This window comes from Streptosporangium subroseum, assembly GCF_900188345.1.
Taxonomy (GTDB): Bacteria; Actinomycetota; Actinomycetes; order Streptosporangiales; family Streptosporangiaceae; genus Streptosporangium; species Streptosporangium subroseum.
In genome coordinates this window covers 1-19,360 of sequence record NZ_FZOD01000073.1, presented here as the reverse complement: position 1 = coordinate 19,360, position 19,360 = coordinate 1, and the positions used below count along the sequence as shown (strand labels likewise).

The 19,360-nt window shown below is 69.6% G+C and carries 15 protein-coding genes; 7 read left to right on the top strand and 8 right to left on the bottom strand.

Translation table 11 applies throughout. The features are described 5' to 3' along the window. Positions 1-16: 16 nt before the first annotated feature. On the bottom strand, positions 17-871 hold the full coding sequence (locus CHC08_RS40755; protein ID WP_245878878.1) for an MIP/aquaporin family protein: 855 nt from the start codon (positions 869-871) through the stop codon (positions 17-19). 584 nt (positions 872-1,455) lie between these two features. On the opposite strand from CHC08_RS40755, the gene CHC08_RS40750 reads away from it, so the two are divergent. Further along, positions 1,456-2,520 carry a polysaccharide deacetylase family protein gene (locus CHC08_RS40750; RefSeq protein ID WP_179282504.1) on the top strand — a complete coding sequence of 355 codons (1,065 nt, stop codon included), beginning with the start codon at positions 1,456-1,458 and terminating at the stop codon, positions 2,518-2,520. Between the two features lie 88 nt (positions 2,521-2,608). Here CHC08_RS40750 and CHC08_RS40745 read toward each other — a convergent pair whose 3' ends face one another. Together CHC08_RS40745 and CHC08_RS40740 are read right to left on the bottom strand one after the other, a co-directional pair. Then, positions 2,609-3,694, bottom strand: a complete 1,086-nt coding sequence (locus CHC08_RS40745) for a S1C family serine protease (RefSeq protein WP_245878877.1) — start codon at positions 3,692-3,694, stop codon at positions 2,609-2,611. Between the two features lie 91 nt (positions 3,695-3,785). Then, the gene (locus CHC08_RS40740; RefSeq protein ID WP_089212741.1) at positions 3,786-5,249 is read right to left on the bottom strand and encodes an AMP-binding protein; all 1,464 of its coding nucleotides are present in this window, start codon (positions 5,247-5,249) and stop codon (positions 3,786-3,788) included. Between the two features lie 133 nt (positions 5,250-5,382). Between CHC08_RS40740 and CHC08_RS40735 the strand changes: the two genes are divergently transcribed. The 4 genes from CHC08_RS40735 to CHC08_RS40720 all read left to right on the top strand — a co-directional run bounded on the left by CHC08_RS40735 (position 5,383) and on the right by CHC08_RS40720 (position 10,747). Continuing rightward, positions 5,383-6,444: a hypothetical protein gene (locus CHC08_RS40735; RefSeq protein WP_143653555.1), complete on the top strand. Its 1,062-nt coding sequence runs from the start codon at positions 5,383-5,385 to the stop codon at positions 6,442-6,444. Between the two features lie 246 nt (positions 6,445-6,690). Further along, positions 6,691-8,925, top strand: a complete 2,235-nt coding sequence (locus CHC08_RS40730; RefSeq protein ID WP_089212739.1) for an acyl-CoA dehydrogenase family protein — start codon at positions 6,691-6,693, stop codon at positions 8,923-8,925. A gap of 200 nt (positions 8,926-9,125) precedes the next feature. Beyond that, positions 9,126-10,238: an NAD(P)H-dependent flavin oxidoreductase gene (locus CHC08_RS40725; protein WP_089212738.1), complete on the top strand. Its 1,113-nt coding sequence runs from the start codon at positions 9,126-9,128 to the stop codon at positions 10,236-10,238. Between the two features lie 305 nt (positions 10,239-10,543). Further along, positions 10,544-10,747, top strand: coding sequence for a cold-shock protein (locus tag CHC08_RS40720; RefSeq protein WP_089212737.1), 204 nt, complete (start codon positions 10,544-10,546; stop codon positions 10,745-10,747). 206 nt (positions 10,748-10,953) lie between these two features. On the opposite strand, the gene CHC08_RS40715 is transcribed toward CHC08_RS40720, so the two are convergent. Continuing rightward, positions 10,954-11,973 carry an aldo/keto reductase gene (locus tag CHC08_RS40715; RefSeq protein ID WP_089212736.1) on the bottom strand — a complete coding sequence of 340 codons (1,020 nt, stop codon included), beginning with the start codon at positions 11,971-11,973 and terminating at the stop codon, positions 10,954-10,956. 110 nt (positions 11,974-12,083) lie between these two features. On the opposite strand from CHC08_RS40715, the gene CHC08_RS40710 reads away from it, so the two are divergent. Beyond that, positions 12,084-12,770 carry a TetR/AcrR family transcriptional regulator gene (locus tag CHC08_RS40710; protein ID WP_089212735.1) on the top strand — a complete coding sequence of 229 codons (687 nt, stop codon included), beginning with the start codon at positions 12,084-12,086 and terminating at the stop codon, positions 12,768-12,770. Positions 12,771-13,093: 323 nt separating this feature from the next. On the opposite strand, the gene CHC08_RS40705 is transcribed toward CHC08_RS40710, so the two are convergent. The 3 genes from CHC08_RS40705 to CHC08_RS40695 are packed head-to-tail and all read right to left on the bottom strand — an operon-like array spanning position 13,094 to position 15,641. Then, positions 13,094-13,549 carry a hypothetical protein gene (locus tag CHC08_RS40705; RefSeq protein ID WP_089212734.1) on the bottom strand — a complete coding sequence of 152 codons (456 nt, stop codon included), beginning with the start codon at positions 13,547-13,549 and terminating at the stop codon, positions 13,094-13,096. Continuing rightward, the gene (locus CHC08_RS40700) at positions 13,546-14,121 is read right to left on the bottom strand and encodes an RNA polymerase sigma factor (RefSeq protein WP_089212733.1); all 576 of its coding nucleotides are present in this window, start codon (positions 14,119-14,121) and stop codon (positions 13,546-13,548) included. Before CHC08_RS40700 ends, CHC08_RS40705 begins: the two co-directional genes overlap by 4 nt. Positions 14,122-14,180: 59 nt before the next feature. Continuing rightward, positions 14,181-15,641: a S8/S53 family peptidase gene (locus tag CHC08_RS40695; protein ID WP_089212732.1), complete on the bottom strand. Its 1,461-nt coding sequence runs from the start codon at positions 15,639-15,641 to the stop codon at positions 14,181-14,183. A gap of 88 nt (positions 15,642-15,729) precedes the next feature. Between CHC08_RS40695 and CHC08_RS40690 the strand changes: the two genes are divergently transcribed. Further along, on the top strand, positions 15,730-18,333 hold the full coding sequence (locus CHC08_RS40690; protein WP_089212731.1) for a CHAT domain-containing protein: 2,604 nt from the start codon (positions 15,730-15,732) through the stop codon (positions 18,331-18,333). 221 nt (positions 18,334-18,554) lie between these two features. On the opposite strand, the gene CHC08_RS40685 is transcribed toward CHC08_RS40690, so the two are convergent. Continuing rightward, positions 18,555-19,360, bottom strand: an 806-nt coding sequence (locus tag CHC08_RS40685; protein WP_218825729.1) for a helix-turn-helix transcriptional regulator, incomplete at its 5' end; no start/stop codon positions are given.

Below are 19,360 nucleotides of genomic sequence, written 5' to 3'. Positions count from 1 at the left end.
CTCGGCCCGGCTGATTTCAGGTGGGTTTGTAATCGGTGGGGGGAGCCACCCGCCCCGCCTCGGGTTCCTTCTCCTCCGGCAGGAAGCGACCCACCAGGGCCTGGTAGAGGCCCGCGCCGATCAATGCCCCGATCACCGGTGCCACGATCGGTACCCAGAAGTAGAGCCGGCCATACTGATCTCGCCAGGCGTTCTCGTAGCCGGTGAGGAACGAGGCGAGCCGGGGCCCGAAGTCACGGGCCGGGTTGATGGCGTAGCCCGCGTTGGTTCCCCAGGCCATGCCGATGCCCACGACGATGAGGCCGACGATGAAGGGGGCGAGGTTCGCCAGGGGAGCCGAGTTGCGGGTGTCGGAGACGGCGAGGATGAGCAGGAGCAGGATCGCGGTGCCGATCACCTGGTCGCGGAACGCGCCCCAGGTGCCGATGGGCAGGGTTCCGTTGCCGGGCAGTGTGGAGAAGACGAGCTGCGTCTTGGTGGTCAGCCCGGGGTCGACCTTCTCGAGCACTTCGCCGTAGTTGAAGCGGACGATGATCGCGGCCACGAACGCCCCGGCGGTCTGCGCCAGGGCGTAGGGCAGGACCTTGTACCAGGGGAAGCCCTTGAACGCGGCGAGGGCGATCGTGACGGCGGGGTTGAGATGGGCGCCGCTGATGCGAGCCGCGACGTAGACACCCATCGTGACGCCGATGCCCCACGCCCAGGCGATGCTGTCGTGGTCACCGATGCCGCCCGCCACGACCTGGGCCACGACACCCGCGCCGAACAGGATCAGGATCATCGTTCCCGCGAACTCGGCCGCCATCTCGCCGAGCAGGCCGTGGGCCTTCAGTCGTCCGAGCACTCCGCGGGCTTCCAAAGATTCCGCCATGTCTTCTCCTCCCGGTGCAGTGCCGCGTCAAAGCCCGTGCCCGATCCCCGGGCTGGCCGGGGGTGCCGACGGACGGGCCGTCGAGGGAAGCCGTCAATAAGGGACGAACCTCTCGGCTGCCCGGGACGTTAAGCGCGAAATGGGACGCGGTCAACGGCCGAGTGAGGTTTATGTCAAATATTGGTCAGAAATATTGGTCATTAGTAACATTTCCTGACCATGGAGGGGGCAGCTGCCTTTGATCGCAGGTCGGCGGGAGGTCTCACTGTCCGCGTCGGCATCGTCGGGTAAAGGCCGCTTCAGGAAAAGGTCGATCGTCGCGGTTGACGCCCCTGCGCGCGGCGGGGCCAGGGAGCCGTCCATGCGGATCGGGGCGCGGGACCGGAACCCGGCCGCGAGGGGTGCGATCCGCCTCTGAGCGGTGGCCGGCCGGCCGTCGGGAGCGGTGCGGGCCTGATTACTTCGCTATTTCGGTAATGGGTGATCCGACCCCTGTCGGGGTACGAAGCTTTGCTTCGGCTGGAGATCGACCTGCAGGTCAAAGGGGGATGAGAAGCGTATCGCCGGTGCGCTTGGAGGATGATATGGGCCGTCTTAAGGTGGTCACGGTCGGTACGATAGTCGTTACGGCGGGTGCTGTACTGTCCGGGTGCGGGGCTCAGGATGATGCGCAGGACAAAAACCCCAAAGTTAATGCCGCGGCAAAGGCGTCGGCGGCCGCGGTCACGCGGGCGAACCTCATCAAGACCAAAACGGCGGCCGCCGCCAAGGTCAAGGCCAACGAGCTGGGCCAGATCCCCGTTCTCATGTACCACCGGATCGTGGACAAGCCGGGGAACCAGGACGACCGCACTCCCGCGCAGTTCCGCACGGAGCTCGAACGGCTGGCGGCGGAGGACTACGTCCCGGTCACGGCGGCCGAGTACGTCACCGGGCGCATGGACATCCCGGCGGGAAAGCACCCCGTCGTCCTCACCTTCGATGACTCCTCCCCCTCGCAGTTCGCGCTCGACGGGACGGGCGCGCCCAAGGCGAACACCGCCGTCGCGATCCTCCAGGACGTCGCCCAGCGCCACCCGGGGTTCCGCCCCGTGGCCACGTTCTACGTGACACGCGACATGTTCGGGATGACCAAGCCCGAGGAGCGGGAGCAGGTGCTGCTCTGGCTCGCCGGCAAGGGGTACGACATCGGCAACCACACGCACGACCACCTGAGCCTGCGCGGGAAGCCGGAGAAGGAGGTCGACGCCGAGGTGGCGAAGGGCCACCGGCTCATCACCAGCCTGATCAACGCGGTCCCGGTCACGATCGCCCTGCCGTACGGCAACCAGCCCAACACCAAGGAGTGGGCGCTCAAGGGCAGTTCCGGGGGCGTCTCCTACAACTACGGCGGTGTGTTCCTCGCCGGATACACCCCGGCCATGTCGCCGTTCAACAAGGAGTTCGACCCGCTCGGCATCCCGAGGATCCGCTCGATGGACAAGAAGGGCGACTGCGCTCGCTTCTGCTCCGTGGCCTGGCTCGACTGGCTGAAGGCCAACGCCGACGATCGCTACACCTCTGACGGCGATGTGAAGACGGTCGCCTACCCCAAGTTCAAGGCGCCTTTCATGACCATGCGCTTCACCGACCGCGCCCTTCCCTACTGATCGCGTCTCGGTTTCATTTCCTCTCGTGCGGCCCCTGGAAGAGCCTTCCAGGGGCCGCACGACTTCCAGGGGCCGAACGGGGAGACGATCAGCTGCTGGGAAGCTCGCCGAGGGTGACCGTGACGGTCGAGGTGGAGCCGTTGGGGCGCAGGAGCTGCACCTTGGCCTGGTCACCGGGGTTGAGGGTGGCGAGCAACTCCGACAGGGCCTGAGTGCCCGTGATGCGGACGTTGTTGATCGATATGATCACGTCGCCGACTCTGACGCCGGCCCTCGAAGCGCCACTTCCCCTGCTCACCCGCACGACGCCGACGCCCACGGTCCGGCCGTCGATGCCGATCACGGTCTGCACGGTGACGCCGAGGGCGGCCCGGTGGGTGTTGGTGACCTTGCCGTCCTTGACGATCTGCGTGGCGATGTCGGTGGCGGTGTTGGACGGGATCGCGAAACCGATGCCGGGCGCCGCGCCGCCGCCGAGCTCGGGGTTGAGGGCGGCCAGGGTCGGGATGCCGATGACCTCGCCGGAGAGGTTGACCAGGGCGCCGCCGCTGTTACCCGGGTTGATCGCGGCGGAGGTCTGGATGGCGCCGGTGATCGTCGCACCGGGTGAGCCTTCGTCTTCGGGATCGTCGTCCTGGGGTTCGCTGACCGTACGGCCCAGCGCGGAGACGATGCCGTTGGTGACGCTGCCGGACAGCCCCAGAGGGTTGCCCATGGCCAGCACGATCTGGCCGACGCGCAGCTTGCTGGAGTCGCCGAACACGGCCGGGGTGAGCCCCTCGGGGTCGTCCACCTTGATCACGGCCAGATCGCCGAGGCCGAAGGACTCCACCAGCTTGGCCGTCCGGGGGGTGCTGCCGGTGGCGAGCGTGACCTTGAACTGGTTCGCCCTGCCGACCACGTGGGCGTTGGTGATGATGTGGCCCGACCTGTCGTAGACGATGCCCGAACCGAGGCCGTTCGCCGTGGTGATCTGCACGATGGACGGCAGAACCTTGGCGATGACCCGTTCGTAGGCCGTCTCCAGGGCGACCGCTCCGGGCGCGGCCTCGGCGGAACGGCTGGGCGAGGTGCTGGGCGAACCACTGGGCGAACCGCTGGGCGAGGCAGTGGGTGTGACGGTGGGTGTGGCAGTGGGCGTGCCGAAGAATATGTCGGCCGGTGGAGAATTCACCCCCGGACCGCAGCCGGCGAGCATCATGGCGGCTGCGGCGAGTAAGGCGACACGTGACGTTGATTCCCCCATATGGGGATATCTTCCCAGCTCAGGACGGAAGATACGTCTCGCGTAGGCTGCTCCGGCTGAGCTTGCCGGTGGGTGTGCGCGGTAGCTGCTCGCGGTATTCGATCACGCGGGGATGCTTGAGGCGGGCCAGCCGGGGCACGCAGTGGGCCAGCAGGTCGGCGGTGAGGCCGGGTCCGGGGTCGGCGCCCGGCGCGGGCTGGACCAGGGCGACGACCCGGTGTCCCCACTCCGGGTCGGGGACGCCGATCACGGCCACGTCCGCCACCGAGGGGTGTTCGAGGAGGGCCGCCTCGATCTCGGCGGGATAGATGTTCACGCCGCCGGAAATGATCAGGTCGGTGCGCCGGTCGCAGAGGAACAGGTATCCGGCCTCGTCCAGGTAGCCGATGTCACCCGGGGTGTAGAGGCGGCCGAGCATCGCGGAGGCGGTTTTGATCGGATCCTGGTGATACTCGAACCGGTTGATGCCGCCGATGTAGACCAGGCCGGGCTCGCCGGGCGGGAGTTCGGCGCCGTCGTCGTCGACGATCGTGAACGCGAGGCCGTCGACCGCCCGGCCGACCGTGCCGGGCCGTTCCAGCCACTCGGCCGAGGAGACCATGGTCGCCACGGCGGCCTCGGTCGAGCCGTAATATTCCCACAGCACGGGACCGAGCCAGTCGATCATGGCCTGCTTGGTGGCCGGCGGGCAGGGGGCGGCGCCGTGATACAGATGCGTCAATGACGATAAATCATGCTTTTCCCTGATGGCGGGGGGCAGGGCCAGCAGCCGGTGGAACATGGTCGGCACCATGAACGCGTTGGTGACCCGGTGCCGCTCGACCAGCGCCAGCGTCTCCTCCGCGTCGAACCGCTCGGTCACCACGAGCGTGTGGCCGAACTGCAGTGCCATCATCGCCTGGCCGTACGGGGCGGAGTGGTAGAGCTGGGAGAGGAGCAGGTGCACGCCGTCGAAGGGCAGCGCGAAGTGACGCCAGCTCTTGCGCATCAGGATCGGGTAGAGGTCCTCGGGGCTGACCTCGATCAACCGGCGCCGCACGCCCTTGGGCTTGCCGGTGGTGCCCGAGGTGTAGAGCATCATCGACCCGGCCCTGCGCTCCGCGGGCGAGGTGACGGGCTGCCCGTGGGCGAGCTCGTCGACCTCCAGGAACCCCTCGGGCACCGCCTGCGCGTACCGCTGCGAGCCGACCACCACCCGCGCGGCGCAGTCGGTGATGATGTAGCCGACCTCCTCGGCGGTGTAGTGCCAGTTCACCGGGACGTGGTACGCGCCGATCTGGTAGGTCGCGAGCATCATCGTGATCGCGTCGGCCCCGTTGGGCAGGACCGTCACCACGGCGTCGCCGGGGCGGGTGCCGCGGGCGACGAGGCCGTGGGAGACCTGATTGACCCGGTCGTGGAGCTCGCCGTAGGTCACGGTGGCACCCGCGATGACGGCGATGCGCCCGGGATCGGCCGTTGCGATCTCATAGAAGCCCCTCATAGGCGTGACCATACAGAACGACATTCTGTATGTGGAAGGGGGGGCGCCATTGCCTGGGCTGGTGCACAGCTCGTGGCCGAAGCGTGATACGAGGGGGTTCACCGTTTGGGCACGGTGACATAACCTGACGCTCATGGCGGATGCTGGCGGCAACGCCTCCGGGCGCTCATACGAGAGATACATCCCGTCCTACGACGCGCCCACGGCGCCCATACCGGCCATTCCAGCCGAAGACGGCTCGATCGTCAGCCCGCGAGTGCCTCGCCGGTTCCCCATCGGGGACGGTGAAGAGGTTGTTCTGGTTCCCCGGCCCAAGCCCATTGGATCGTTCCCTCCGGCCGCCGCCGTATCTCTGTCATTCCCGCCGGGCGCGGAGACGTCGGGGACATACCCGCGGGGCGGCGACGCCTACGGCGCCGGAAGGGCGGGCGTGACCGGCAGACCTCGGAGACCCGGCGCTCTCGGCAGGCTGCTGATGAGGATCGGTGACACCCCGATCCGGACGGTCTACAGCGTGGGCGCGGCCGGTCTCGCCGTCGGCGCGGTCACTCTGATCTTTGTCCTGTTCTCCGGCGACGAGCCCGTCAGGCAGGTGGTGGTCCCCCGGGTGGAGGGACCCGCCGCGGCGGCCAAGCCGACGGTGCTTCCCATCAAGCTGCCCAGCCTGCCCAAGGCGACCACCCTGAGGACGTTGTCGGGCACGCTCAGCCCGGTGGTGGGCACGGTGACCGACGCCAAGGCCGCGATCGCCTACTCGAAGCTGGGCGGTCCCTGGTCGATCAAGGCCGCCCCTCCGTTCTCCGCCGGCCAGCGGGTGGGCGCGGCGCGGTTGCCGCGCACGACGATCGCCTCCAGCCTGCTCCCCGGCGCCACGCCGGTCGCGGCCCTGAAAACCGACGCCGACTACCGCAAGGCGGCGCTGACGGCGGTGAGGTGGACGATCCGCAACCACCACCCCGCGGGCAGCAAGGTCGCCTGGACCGCCTCGCAGAAGCTGGCCACCGGCAAGGGATGGGTGCTCGGCTACCGGGTGACCTATGCGATAAGGGGCCGGAAGCACACGTCCCAGGCGGCGCTCGCGCTGCTCGACATCGGCCGTCGCAAGCCCGCCATGCTCTTCGTGACCGTGCCCGACATGCACAGGAAGCTCTGGGCCGACATCGCGCCCCTGATGGCGGGCGCCCGCGCGCTGTGACCTCCCCGAAGTCGTGGCGGCGGGCGTCCGCGCACCGCGATGGGAAGCCGGTGAGGGCGAACGCCTGCACGTTGCGGTGGGGAATGGTGTGATGGTGGGCATTCGCGCCTTTGGATGGAAAGCGTCGTGATCGTGAATTTCCGTGCATTACGGCGGGAAATGTTGGGATGGTGAATGTCTTCCGCGTTGTGATGGAAGCATCTTCTAGAATATGATTCTGCCACTGAATCGTGTCTGGAGGCTGTTATGGCGATCGGGTTGAGCGAAGAGCACGAGGCGCTCCGGGAGTCGGTGACCGGCTGGGCGGAACGAAACATTCCGTCCGGGGTCGTGCGTGCCGCCATCGCGGCCGAGAACGAGGAGCGCCCCGTTTTCTGGTCGGGGCTGGCCGACCAGGGACTGCTCGGCCTGCACATCCCGGAAGAGTACGGCGGCAGCGGGTACGGCCTGCTGGAGACCGCCGTCGCCGTCGAGGCTCTCGGCGAACGGGTGGCCCCCGGCCCCTATGTCCCCACCGTGTTCGCCGGCGCCGCGATCCTCGCCTCGGACGGCAAGGCCCACGCCGAACTGCTTCCCGGCCTCGCCGACGGCACGCTGACCGGCGCGGTCGCGCTGGCCGGTTCGATCACGGGCGCCCGGGGTGAGGACGGCGCCCTGACCATCGGCGGCGTCGCGGAGCTGGTCCTGGGCGGTGCCCTCGCCGACGTCCTGGTGCTCCCGGTGAACACCGATCGCGGCGAGGAGTGGGTCGTGGTGGACGCCTCGGCGGCGACCGTGACGCCGGTCAAGTCGCTGGACCTCACCCGCGGTGTGGCCAAGGTCGAGCTGGAGGCGGTGGCCGTACCGGCCGGACGGGTCCTGGACGGACTGGAGGGCCCCGGCGTCCTCAACCTGGCCGCGATCCTGTTCGGGGCGGAGGCCGCGGGCGTCGCGTCGTGGTGCGTGAACGCCGCCTCCGAGTACGCCAAGGTGCGCGTGCAGTTCGGCAGGCCGATCGGGCAGTTCCAGGGGGTCAAGCACAAGGCCGCCCGGATGCTCGTCGCGCTGGAGCAGGCCCGCGCGACCGTGTGGGACGCGACCCGCGCGGCGGAGGGGAAGGGCGGATCCGAGGCGAAGGAGATCACGGCCGACGAGCTGGCCTACGCCGCCGCGATCGCGGGCGTGGTCGCCCCCGACGCGGCCGTGCTGTGCGCCAAGGACGCCGTCCAGATCTTCGGCGGCATCGGCTACACCTACGAGCACGACGTCCACCTCTACTACCGCCGCGCCCTGACCCTGCGCGCGCTGCTCGGCTCCTCCGGCGAGTGGGCCGAGTCGGTGGCCGAACTGGCGCTGAACGGCGTGAGCCGGGCCATGGAGGTCGATCTCCCGGACGACGCCGCCGCGTTGCGCGAGGGGATCCGGACGGAGATCGCCGAGTTCGCCAAGCTGGAGGGCAAGGACCAGAAGCGGGCGCTGGCAGGAGCCGGTTACGTCATGCCGCACCTGGCCAGGCCGTGGGGGCGCGACGCCAAGCCGCTGGAGCAGGTGCTCATCATCCAGGAGCTCAAGGCCGCCCAGGTCAAGCTGCCTCAGATGATCATCGGTGCCTGGGTGGTGCCGTCCATCGTCGCGTACGGCACGCCCGAGCAGCAGGAACGCTTCCTGCCGGCCACGCTGAGCGGTGAGATGATCTGGTGCCAGCTCTTCTCCGAGCCAGGCGCCGGTTCCGACCTCGCCGCGCTGCAGATGAAGGCGGAGAAGGTCGAGGGCGGCTGGAAGCTCAACGGCCAGAAGGTCTGGACCTCGGTGGCGCACTTCGCGGAGTGGGGCATCTGCATCGCCCGCAACTCCTCGGAGGGTTCCAAGCACGAAGGCATCACCTACTTCCTGGTGGACATGAAGGGCCCGGGCGTCACGGTCAGGCCGCTCACCGAGATGACCGGCGAGAACCTGTTCAACGAGGTCTTCCTCGACGACGTGTTCGTCCCGGACGACCTGGTCGTCGGCGAGGTGGGCCAGGGCTGGAAGGTCGCCAGGAACACCCTGTCCAACGAGCGGGTCTCGCTCTCCTCGGGTTCGGGCGGTACCGGCTCGTCGGTCTCCGACCTGGTCGGCCTGGCCGGACGGCTCGGCCGGGAGCTCACCCCGGCGGAGCGTCAGGAGCTGGCCCGGGTGGTCTGCGAGGGGCATTCGATCAGCGCGCTCGGCCTCCGGGTGACGCTGAAGCAACTGACCGGGGTGGAGCCGGGCGCCGACGCCTCGGTCCGCAAGCTCCTGTCCACCTCGCACGCCCAGCACGTCGCGGAGTGCGCGGTCGAGCTGCTCGGCACCGCGGCCCTCATCGCCGCCGACATGAAGCTCGGCGACGCCGGTTACTGGAACCGCGCCGTGCTCTCCACCCGCGCCATGACGATCTACGGGGGTACCACGGAGGTCCAGCTCAACATCATCGGCGAGCGCATCCTGGGCCTGCCCCGCGACCCCGAGCCGGGCAAGTAGCAGGGGCGGCGCTGAGCGCTTCGACGGAGGTTCGGCTCGACGTCGCCGACGGGCGCGGCCCCGGCCTGCCGGGAACCGGTTTCCGGCAGGCCGAGGCCGCGCTCTTTTTGAAACAAGTTCTTGTTGTTTTTTCGTACAGACGAAAGGTTCTAGACTAGAACACGTTGCAGTTTGCTGGGCGTGAGTCGTACCGTGGGCGCATGCGGACACGTGTCACGGACATGCTTGGAATCGACCTTCCGATCTTCGCGTTCAGTCACTGCAGGGACGTCGTCGCCGCGGTCAGCCGCGCCGGCGGGATGGGCGTGCTCGGCGCGCTCGGCTTCAGCCCGGACGAGCTCGAGACGGAACTCAAGTGGATCGATGACCACGTCGACGGCAGACCGTACGGCGTCGACGTGGTCATGCCCGCCTCCTACGTGGGAGGCGACCTGAGCGTCGACTCTCCCGAGGATCTGGTGGGACGGCTGCAGGGGATGATCCCCGACGGTCACCGGAAATTCGTCGACGATCTGCTGGCCGCGCACGGCGTCGCGGAACTGGCCGGTGTGGACGCGGGCAAGGTCCTGCTCGGCTGGACCGACGCCACCGCCCGGCCGCAGGTCGAGGTGGCGCTCAGGCACCCGATCGCGCTGCTCGCCAACGCCCTCGGCCCGCCCCCCGCCGACGTGGTCGAGCTGGCGCACGCCCAGGGCGTGAAGGTGGCGGCGCTGGCCTCCACCCCCCGGCACGCGATCAAGCAGGTCGAGGTCGGTGTGGACATCGTCGTCGCCCAGGGCACCGAGGCGGGCGGGCACACCGGTGAGATCTCCACGATGGTGCTCCTCCCGCAGGTCGTGGACGCGGTGGACGTGCCGGTGCTGGCCGCCGGCGGCATCGGCAACGGGCGCCAGATGGCGGCGGGCATGGCCCTCGGCGCCGAGGGCGTGTGGACCGGATCCATCTGGCTGACCGTCGAGGAGGCCGACACCTCCGAGGTGGTCAAGCAGCGCATCCTGAAGGCCACCTCGCGCGACACCGTGCGCTCGCGGTCGTGGACGGGCAAGCCCGCGCGGCTGCTGAAGAGCGAGTGGACCGAGGCCTGGGAGGCCGCCGACTCGCCCGGCACCCTGCCGATGCCCCTGCAGTACATGCTGATCTCGCCGGCGCTGCGCCGGATCGGCCGCTCCGACGCCGCCGAGCTGGCGACCTTCCCCGCCGGGCAGATCATCGGCGCCATGAACTCGGTGAGGTCGACCAGGGACGTCGTGTTCGGGATGGTCGAGGAGTACATCGAGGCCACCGAACGCCTCGGCCGTCTGACCCGGGACTAGCCGGGGCCGATTCCGTGAACGGAACGGCTCCCGTGTCGCCTCCGCGAGAGCCGTTCCCCCTGATTGCCGCCGATGCCGACAGTCAGCGGGGCGAAGCGGAGCGGTAGCGCGACCGCATCGGTGAGGAAGTGCTACCTTGAAGACAGTTGCAGTTGTGGTACCCATGAAACTTTGTGTGCACCTGACGGGATGTAACCTTCAGGTGCATTTTTGTTTGCCGGTCATCTCCGGATGGGCTCAACGCGGCGACGCGGGATCCGTACAACGCGGATTCCGGTTCTGCCCCCCTATCAAAGGAGATCGACATGGCTACTGGAACCGTGAAGTGGTTCAACGCGGAAAAGGGTTTCGGCTTCATCGAGCAGGATGGCGGCGGCGCTGACGTCTTCGCCCACCACTCGAACATCGCCACCCAGGGTTTCCGCGAGCTGCAGGAAGGCCAGAAGGTGACCTTCGACGTCACGCAGGGCCAGAAGGGCCCGCAGGCCGAGAACATCGTTCCCGCCTAATCGCAGCGCACTGACACGAGGCCGGGGCCCGCACCTGTACAGGTGCGGGCCCCGGCTCATTGTGCGGGCCGGGCCCTTCGGGACCGGTCTGCCGAGCTCCGAAGGCCCGCCCTCTTCGCCCCCCATCCGATTCATCCGATGACGAGCCCGCGCAGGAGCTCATCGAAGGCGCCGGGCGGCAGGGTGGGCGGGCGGCTCATCGAGCTCTACCGCCTGCGGCGATCGAACCTCGTGAGGGCGGAGCCGTAGACGAAGTCGCGTGACTTCTCGATGAAATCCTGGGGAAAGCCGAGGTCGATCCGGCTTGCCTCGTCCAGTCGCCGCACCGCCTCCTCGGGCAGCTCCAGTTCGAGCGAGGCGAGGTTGTCGGTGAGCTGGTCCAGGGTGCGGGCGCCGATGATCGGATGCACCCACGAATGGTGTGCCCGGATCCAGGCGAGCGCGACCTGCGAGGAGGTGACGCCGAGGTCGTCGGCGACGGCGTCGACCTGCCGGGCGATGTCCAGCCCACGTTCGGAGACGTCGGCGCGGTTGATCCGGGATCCGGTGGTGGCGTCGGTACGGGTGAACCTCCCCGCCAGCACGCCACGGGCCAGCGGCGCCCATGCCGCGACCGACAGGTCAAGGGCGTCGGCCATGGGGAGCAGTTCGCGTTCGATGTCTCGCTGCATGAGGCTGTAGGACAGTTGCAGGCCGATGAATGAGGTCCAGCCGCGCAGCTCCGCCAGGGTGTTGGCCCGGGACACCACCCAGGCGGGTGCGTCGGAGATGCCGATGTAGAGCACCTTGCCGGCCCGCACCATGTCGTCCAGGGCGCGCATCGTCTCCTCGATGGGAGTGTCCCGGTCCCAGATGTGGACCCACAGCACGTCGATGTAGTCGGTGTTCAACCGCTGCAGGCTCTGCTCCACCGAGTGCTTCAGGTTCTTGCGATGGTTGCCGGAGGCGTTCGGGTCGTCGCCGTCCATCGACACCGTGTACTTGGTCGTCAGCACGAACCGGTCGCGATCGGCGCCGAGCAGTTCGCCGATGATCCGTTCGCTGGATCCTTCGGTGTACTTGTTCGCCGTGTCGATCACGTTGCCGCCCGCCTCGGCGTACGCGGTGAGCATCTTGCGGCATTCCTCCGATGACGAGCCCCAGCCCCAGTCCTCTCCGAAGGACATCGTTCCCAGGAACGCTTCGGAGACCCGCAGTCCGCTGCGGCCGAACGTGGTGTATCTCATGCCGATCTCCTTTTATTCGATCTCAAAAGGGGACCATACGCCGTGTCTATACGGAATGTCTATACACGATGTCTATACAGAGGGTTCAGCTGGCGCGTTACGATGACGCCATGGGGGATCGAGACGAGTCGCCGCAGGCACGCCGCCGTTCTCACCGGGCCGGGCGCGACGATCGGGATCTTCGCCAGGTGATTCTGGACGCCACCCGGCGGCTGCTGGACGACCGTCGTTTCGACGAGCTCAGCGTGGCCGACATCCTGACCGCGGCCGATGTCTCGCGCGGCAGCTTCTACTTCTACTTCGCCGGCAAGCACCAGGTCCTCGCCGAACTGGTCCGCCGGGCCGTCGACCAGGGGCATGAGGCGGCCCAGCCGTGGCTCGGGCACGCGGAGGAGCAGGAGCAGCGGGCAACCGTCCGCCACGGCATCAGCCAGGGAGCCAAGCTCTGGCGCGACGAGGCGCCCGTGCTACGAGCGATCGTGGAGAACTGGCGCAGCGACCCCGATCTGAGCGCGCTCTGGCTCCAGTTGATGAACGGCTACACCGTCGCCACCGCCGAGCGCATCGCCAACGACCGCGCCTCCGGCGCCATCGCGCACACCGCCGTCGACGCCACCGCTCTGGCCACCGCCCTGACCTGGCTCGGCGAGCGGCTCTACTATCTCGCCACCATCGACGTGGCCCCGTTCGATGACCAGGACGCGCTCGTCGACGTGCTCACCCACATCTGGATGACCTCTCTCTACTCCGCCCCGCAGGCCATCGGAGATCACACGACGGGCTCGGACCTCGTTTGAGCTCAGGTGATCACCGATGGGTGGCCACCTCTGCCCCGTGCGCCCTGGCGACGACCTGGCGAGAGTCCCGCCCCGGACGTCCCCGCCCGTCCGTGGCGGGCGACAGCGGCTCGATCCGCCGCCAGGCCCTATCGGTCGGCTCACCCTGTCTCACCGTCGTCCGGCGGCCCCAGGGCGAGCCCGTCCGGCCCACCGGCCATTCCCAACGGGAAGATTCCGAAAACCATGGGCGCGGTCATGTCCCGATCTTGGATCGCCTTCTTCCAGAGATCCGGGGGGAAGGCCGGGCGCTGGAATCCCCGGTTTTCAAACCGGGGAGGACGTCAAACGGTGAGCCACTCGGTAGTGATCACTACGCCGTCGGCCTTGCAGCTGAGACTGAACGGTCCGGTGGCCACGTGCTCGCAGGTGAAACGGCCGAGGGTATCGGTCGTGATCGTGATCTGTCGTGATCCCAGAATCTCGATCTCCGCGGTCTGGGGCGGGATCAGCTGGCCCACGAGACGACCGGCCGTGATCTCCAGATCGAGGGTGAGCCCATGTCCCAGGAACGTGAGCATCCGCGGCTGGCCGGCCCCTCGAACGGCCGCCGACTGGTCCAGGGAGTCGAAGGTCAGCTCGGCGAGTTCGGCGTCGAGCGTGTTCAGCGCGTAGGCCTCGACGGCCGTCTGGAGCAGATGCGCGGGGACGGGGTCGATGATTCCGGCGGCGTGGCGGAGCATGTCCTCCAGCGCGTCCTCGTCGTTCACCGGATCCCTCGCCCGGTGCTCGTCGTTCACCGGATCCCCTGCTCGGCCAGATGGGCACGGAGTCGCCGTAGACAGCGCTGCCTGATCGGGCCGATGCTCCCGACGGCGATGCCCAGCGCCGCCGACACCTCCTGGTAGCTGGGTGGCGGGGACGCCATCAGCACGCGCAGCAACCGCTTGCAGTTCTCGCCGAGCTCCTGGAACGCACTCCAGACCTGCCGGACCCGCTCAGCCTCCGCCGCGGCCTCCTCCGCGTCGATCACCGACTGCTCGGGCGTCCGGTCGTCGCCGGCCCGGTCGAGCACCTCCGGATCGTCGGTGGGCGCGAGGCGGCGCGTCGCCTTGATCACCTTCAGGCACTCGTGCCGTGCCGTACTGGCCAGCCAGGATCCGGCCTTTTCCGGCTCACGGATGCGGCGCAGGTGCTGCGCGAACCGGAACCAGGTGGTCTGGTAGACCTCCTGCCCGTCGGCCTCCGTCAGCCCGTGTGCCCGGACGACGGACCACACCAGCGGGCTCAGGCCTTCCACGAGCGCCTTCCAGGCCGCCGCGTCTCCGCCGACGGCGGCCTGGAAGAGTTTGCCGATCGAGTCGCGATCCACGGCCTCACCCCTTGTATCCGGGATGTCATCGTATGTCGCGGGACCAGCCCGTAGATGTGTCATGAGCGAGAAGGAAGCTTCACCACCGGGGTGGGGCTCCAGGTGGTCGGCCGGAGCGCGGGAACGCAGGCGCCACGGACCTCGGCGAATCCGGTATTGGCCGTGAAGAGTTCTCTCGCGGCCGCCCGGGGATCGGTCTCCTTGTTCGCCGTCATGTAGTCGGCGATCATGCCGACCACCAGGGGGGTGGCGAAAGAGGTGCCGCTCCACTGCGCCAGGCCCTCGAACCGGGTCGTCTCCACGTCGGCCGGCGTCGGGTGGCGTTTCTCGCTGAGCGCGCCGACGTGCTTGGGCCGCTGGCAGGTGCAGGCATAGGAGAAGCCGTACCGGCACGCGTCGTAGGTCGAGTGCTGGTACTCGTAGCGCACGGGCTCCTGGATGCCGGTGAAGGTGCTGACCAGCCCCTCTCCGGGCGCGTACACCTTGACCCATGACCCGTGGTTGCTGAAGCAGGCCCCGAACTCGCCGTCGCCCCTCAGCGCCCCCACCGACACCACCGCGTCCTCGTATCCCGGCAGCGCCGCGTAGGCGGCCGGCCAGAACGGCGTGGCGCTCGAGTTGTTGCCGGCGGCGGCCACCAGCAGGGTCCGGTCCTGCGCGCGCAGGGCCTCCATGAACGGCTCCAGCCCCTTGAGGGTGCTGTGACATCCGTTCGGCGTCCCGGCGGAGAGACTGATGATGTCGGGCCATCCTCCGGAGACCGCCTCGAACAGCTTCCCGCCGAGTGCGTACTCGCTGATGGCGCCGGCGTTCTGGAGCGTGTTCCGGACGGTGATCCTCGTGTTGGGGGCCACCGCGGCGACCAGTCCGGCGATGAACGTGCCGTGGCCGACGTACTGCTTGAGGATGCCTCTGTCGTCGATCGGATCCACCCTGCCGTCGCCCCCGATGGACCCCCCTCCCCGGTTGAGGTCGCCCTCGATGGACGACCCTTCCTCCCAGTAGGCCTTGTAATCCTTCACGAGCCCGGTGTCGATCACCAGGATGGACACCGGGTTGCCCGGGGACAGGGCGTTCTGGACCACCTCCGGATTGCGCGGCAGAGCACGCGGCACCGGTTCGTCACCCGGGCAGCAGTTCACGGCGATCGACACCATGTGGTTGCGGCTCACCAGCCGGCGCCCCGCCCGATGCTCCTGGTCGCGCATGACGCGCAGGGCGTCCGACACGTTCCGGTCGCTCCACCCGCCGCCCTCGCCCGGGTCTCCGACCTGGATCCGGGAGACGCCGCCCGGGTTGACCTCCGGCCCGGCCCGGCGCACCAGTCTCTCCCTGCCGGGAGTCTCCCGGAATCTGTCGGCGACGGCGTCGACGACGAGGTGGGCCTCCTCGTCGCGGGCCAGGACGTAGCCCTTCTCGTAGAGGAACTCGGGGGCGTCGTCCGGTCCCGCGGAGAGGGGGATGTCCGCCATCGCTCGCTGGATCTGGTCGAACTGCTCCTGGAATCTGTCGGGCGCCATGTCACGGTCCTTCGCGAAGTGGATTCGTCGTCAGCAAGAGCCCGCCGATCCCTGGCTGATACACCTTCCTCACGTCTAACATCAATCCGTGACCGGGGGAAGCCCACCGATTCTCGACCTGCTCCCCCTCGTCTTCGCCCGGCCGAAGGACGCGCTTTCGGGGGCGCGGGCCGTGCTGGAGGCCGGGCCGACGGCTCACGACGCCTCCGTGGCCCACCAGGTCATCGGGATCTGGGAGCGCGACTTCGGCGACCTGGGCGCCGCGCTCACTCACCTGCGGCGTGCCCGCGCCCTGGCCGCCCGCTCCGGCTCTCCCGATCGGGAGGCCGACGTGCTCGCGACCCTCGGTGCGGCCCTCATGCACGCGGGCAGGACGCGGCACGCGATGAAGGCGCTGGACCAGGCGGTCGAGCGGGGAGCGGGTACGACCCTCGCCCGCGTGCTGTTCCGGCGCGGCTACGTCTGGTGGGTCCTCGGGCACCACCGGCAGGCACTGGACGACCTCAGGCGGGCCACCCCCGTCCTGCGGCAGGCCGGCGACGTGATCTGGACGGCTCGCGCGCTCACCCTCCGCGCCACGGTCCACCTGGCGATGGGTTCGGTCGAGCGGGCCGAGGCCGACTTCGGCAGCGCGGAGCGCCTGTGGGCCACCACCGACCAGGAGCACGACAAGGCGGACGCCGTCGAGAGTCGCGGCCTGGCGGCCTTCCGCTCGGGGGACATCCCCGCGGCGCTGCGCCTGTTCGACGAGGCCGCCCGGAGTTACGCGGCGCTCGGCACCCCGATGTTCATGCTGAACATCCGGCGCTGCGAGGTCCTCATGGCGGCGGGGCTCGCGCGCGAGGCGCTCGACGAGGCCGACGGCGCGACGAACGCGCTGGACGGCATCGGCGGGCAGAGCACGCGCAGGGCCGAGCTCCTGCTCGCCGCCGCACGGGCGGCGAACGCCACGGGCGACGCCGCGACGGCGATAGCGCGGGCCACGGCGGCCATCAGTCTGTTCTCCAGCCAGCACCGCGAGTGGTGGGAGGTGCACGCCCGGCTGGTGCTCGTCGAAGCCCGCGTCGCCGGGGGACGGATCTCGGGGCGGCTGGTGGGCGATGCCGCCACGGTGGCGGCGCGGCTGTCGGAGCTGGGCTCGCCGAGTGCCGTCGAGGCGTCGCTGCTGGCGGGCCGTACGGCTCTCGCCCTCGGATGGGCGGACGACGCCGAGCGGCACCTGGTCGCCGCCGCACGCGGACGGTCCAGGGGACCGGCGTTCGCCCGGGTGGGAGGCTGGGCGGCGCAGGCCCTCCGGGCCGAGGCCGCGGGATCCGTCAGGGGAGTGCTGGACGCCTGCCGGCGCGGCCTCGACCTGCTCGACGAGCACCGGCTGACACTGGGCGCCTCCGAACTGCGGGCACGGGCGACCGCCCAGGGAGCGGAGCTGGCCGTGCTCGCCCAGCGGGCGAGCCTGCGGTCGGACCGTCCGCGGCGGTTGCTCGTCTGGAGCGAGCGGTGGCGGGCCACCGTACTGACCGCCCCTCCCACGCGCCCGCCCGCGGACCCCGCGCTCCTGCGGGACCTCACCGCCTTCCGGGAGATAACCAGCCGGGCGGAGGCCGCGCGGTCGGCGGGCGCGTCGATCCCCGCACTGGAACGCGAGCGGCGCCGCCTCGAACGGGAGATCCGCTCCAGAACGCTCCACATCCGCGGCGAGGGGAGGAGCGACGGTCGCCGGCTCGACGTGCGGCGGCTTCTCGACCGGATCGAGGACGGCAGGCTGGTCGAGATCGTCGCGGTCGACGGCGAGCTGCACGTCCTGCTCTGCGGCAACGGGCGGGTGCGCCGGTTTCCCGCGGGACGGTTCGCCGACGCGATGGCCGAGGTCGACCACCTGTCCGCCGGCCTCCGGAGGCTCGCCCACACCGGTGACGCCGGCCGTCTCGCCCTCCTCGAAGCCGGTGGCCGCCGCCTTGAGGAGATTCTGCTGGGCCCCGCCGTAGGGCACCTCGGGACGGGCCCGGTCGTCGTGGTCCCGCCGGGCAGGCTGCACGGCGTGCCGTGGGCGCTGCTGCCCGCGCTGCGCGAACGCGCGTTCAGCGTGGCGCCGTCCGCGAGCTGCTGGCTGCGCGCCCGAGAGATCGAGCCTCCCCCCGAGGGGCGGTTCGTGCTTGTCCGCGGTCCGGACCTGGCGACGGGCGGCGCGGAGGTGCCGCGGCTGGCGAGCCGGTACGGCGGGGCGACCGTGCTGGAGAACGGCACGGCGTCGGTGCCCGCCGTCCTCGAGGCGATCGACGGTTGCCTTCTCGCCCACATCGCCGCGCACGGGACCTTCCGGGCGGACAGCCCGATGTTCTCCTCGCTCCGGATGGACGACGGCCCGCTCACCGTGCACGATTTCGAGCGCCTGCGCCGGAGCCCCCATCAGATCATCCTGTCGAGCTGTGATTCCGGCAGGCTGGCCTCGGTCGGGTCGGACGAGCTGCTCGGCCTCGCCGCGGCGCTGCTGCCGCTCGGCACCGCGGGGATCGTGGCGAGCTGCGTCCCGGTCAACGACGAGGCCGTGGTGCCGCTGATGCTGGCCCTCCACGAGGGGATGCGGGCCGGGCTGACGATGGCCGAGGCCCTTCGCGACGCGAGGCGGGCGCCGCCGCACGACGCCGTCCACCAGGCGGCCGGATGGGCCTTCTCCGCGATCGGAGCTGCCTGACGGCACCGCGCGGGGAAGCGGACGTCCCCGGTCCGGGGAGAAATTTCCCGGCCCGGGGGAACCGGCGGGGGCTCGGATGAATCTCGATCTGGGGAAACCGGCGGGGTTCGGAGGAGCGCAGGTCCGGGGGGACCGGCAGGGGGTCTCGGTCCGGGGGGAACCGGCAGAGGTTCGGAGACGTGCCGGTCCGGGGGGAACCGGCGGGGTTCGGAGGTGTTCCGTCAGAACAGGCTTCCCAGCCCGGTCCGGTCACCGCTGCCGAGGCGCTCGTAGGCGCCGTACAGGTGGTTGGCCACCGTACGGATGGACAGTGTGAGCTGCTCGGCGATCTGCCGGTTGGTCAGGCCCGTGGCGGCCAGGCCCACGATCTGCCGCTGCCGGGGGGTGAGCTCTCCCAGCGTGGCGTCGACCAGGACCGGAGTGCGTGCTCCCTGGCAGCGCCGGGCCAGCGTCGAGGCCCTGTTCCGCGAGGTGCGCGCGGCCCGGTGATCCCGGTGGATCATGGCCGCCTGCGCGGACGCCTCGGCCGCGTGGAGCAGCAGACCACGCTGTTCGAGCCGGCTCGCCACCCGGTCCAGGGCCTGCCCATCGCGCGAGATCAGCGCGGTCGCGTGAGCCGTCAGCAGCGAGGCGAGACCGCCGGGCCACCGCCTGAGCCGCTCCACGACCAGACCGGGAGCACCCAGCCGCACGGCGTCGTGCAGCGCGAACACGTCGTGCGAGGCGAGCGCGTCGTGCGGGACGGGCACCTTGTACGGAGCGAACACGTCATGCGAGGCGAACATGTCATGCGAGGTGGACGCGTCGTGCGGGACGGGCACCTTGTACGGAGCGAACACGTCATGCGAGGCGAACATGTCATGCGAGGTGGACGCGTCGTGCGGGACGGGCACTTCGTGTGGAGCGAACACACCGTACGAATCGAACGCGTCGTGCGAGGCGAGCACGGAGACCTCCGTGAGAGATCGCAGTGCCCCGTCGAGGTCCCCCTCGGCCGCCAGCAGCCACGTGCGGGCCGGGGTGGACG

Coding starts and splice junctions, on each gene's coding strand:
- CHC08_RS40755 (WP_245878878.1), bottom strand. CDS start 871: ATGGCGGAATCTTTGGAAGCCCGCGGAGTGCTCGGACGACTGAAGGCC.
- CHC08_RS40750 (WP_179282504.1), top strand. CDS start 1,456: ATGGGCCGTCTTAAGGTGGTCACGGTCGGTACGATAGTCGTTACGGCG.
- CHC08_RS40740 (WP_089212741.1), bottom strand. CDS start 5,249: ATGAGGGGCTTCTATGAGATCGCAACGGCCGATCCCGGGCGCATCGCC.
- CHC08_RS40735 (WP_143653555.1), top strand. CDS start 5,383: ATGGCGGATGCTGGCGGCAACGCCTCCGGGCGCTCATACGAGAGATAC.
- CHC08_RS40730 (WP_089212739.1), top strand. CDS start 6,691: ATGGCGATCGGGTTGAGCGAAGAGCACGAGGCGCTCCGGGAGTCGGTG.
- CHC08_RS40725 (WP_089212738.1), top strand. CDS start 9,126: ATGCGGACACGTGTCACGGACATGCTTGGAATCGACCTTCCGATCTTC.
- CHC08_RS40720 (WP_089212737.1), top strand. CDS start 10,544: ATGGCTACTGGAACCGTGAAGTGGTTCAACGCGGAAAAGGGTTTCGGC.
- CHC08_RS40715 (WP_089212736.1), bottom strand. CDS start 11,973: ATGAGATACACCACGTTCGGCCGCAGCGGACTGCGGGTCTCCGAAGCG.
- CHC08_RS40710 (WP_089212735.1), top strand. CDS start 12,084: ATGGGGGATCGAGACGAGTCGCCGCAGGCACGCCGCCGTTCTCACCGG.
- CHC08_RS40695 (WP_089212732.1), bottom strand. CDS start 15,641: ATGGCGCCCGACAGATTCCAGGAGCAGTTCGACCAGATCCAGCGAGCG.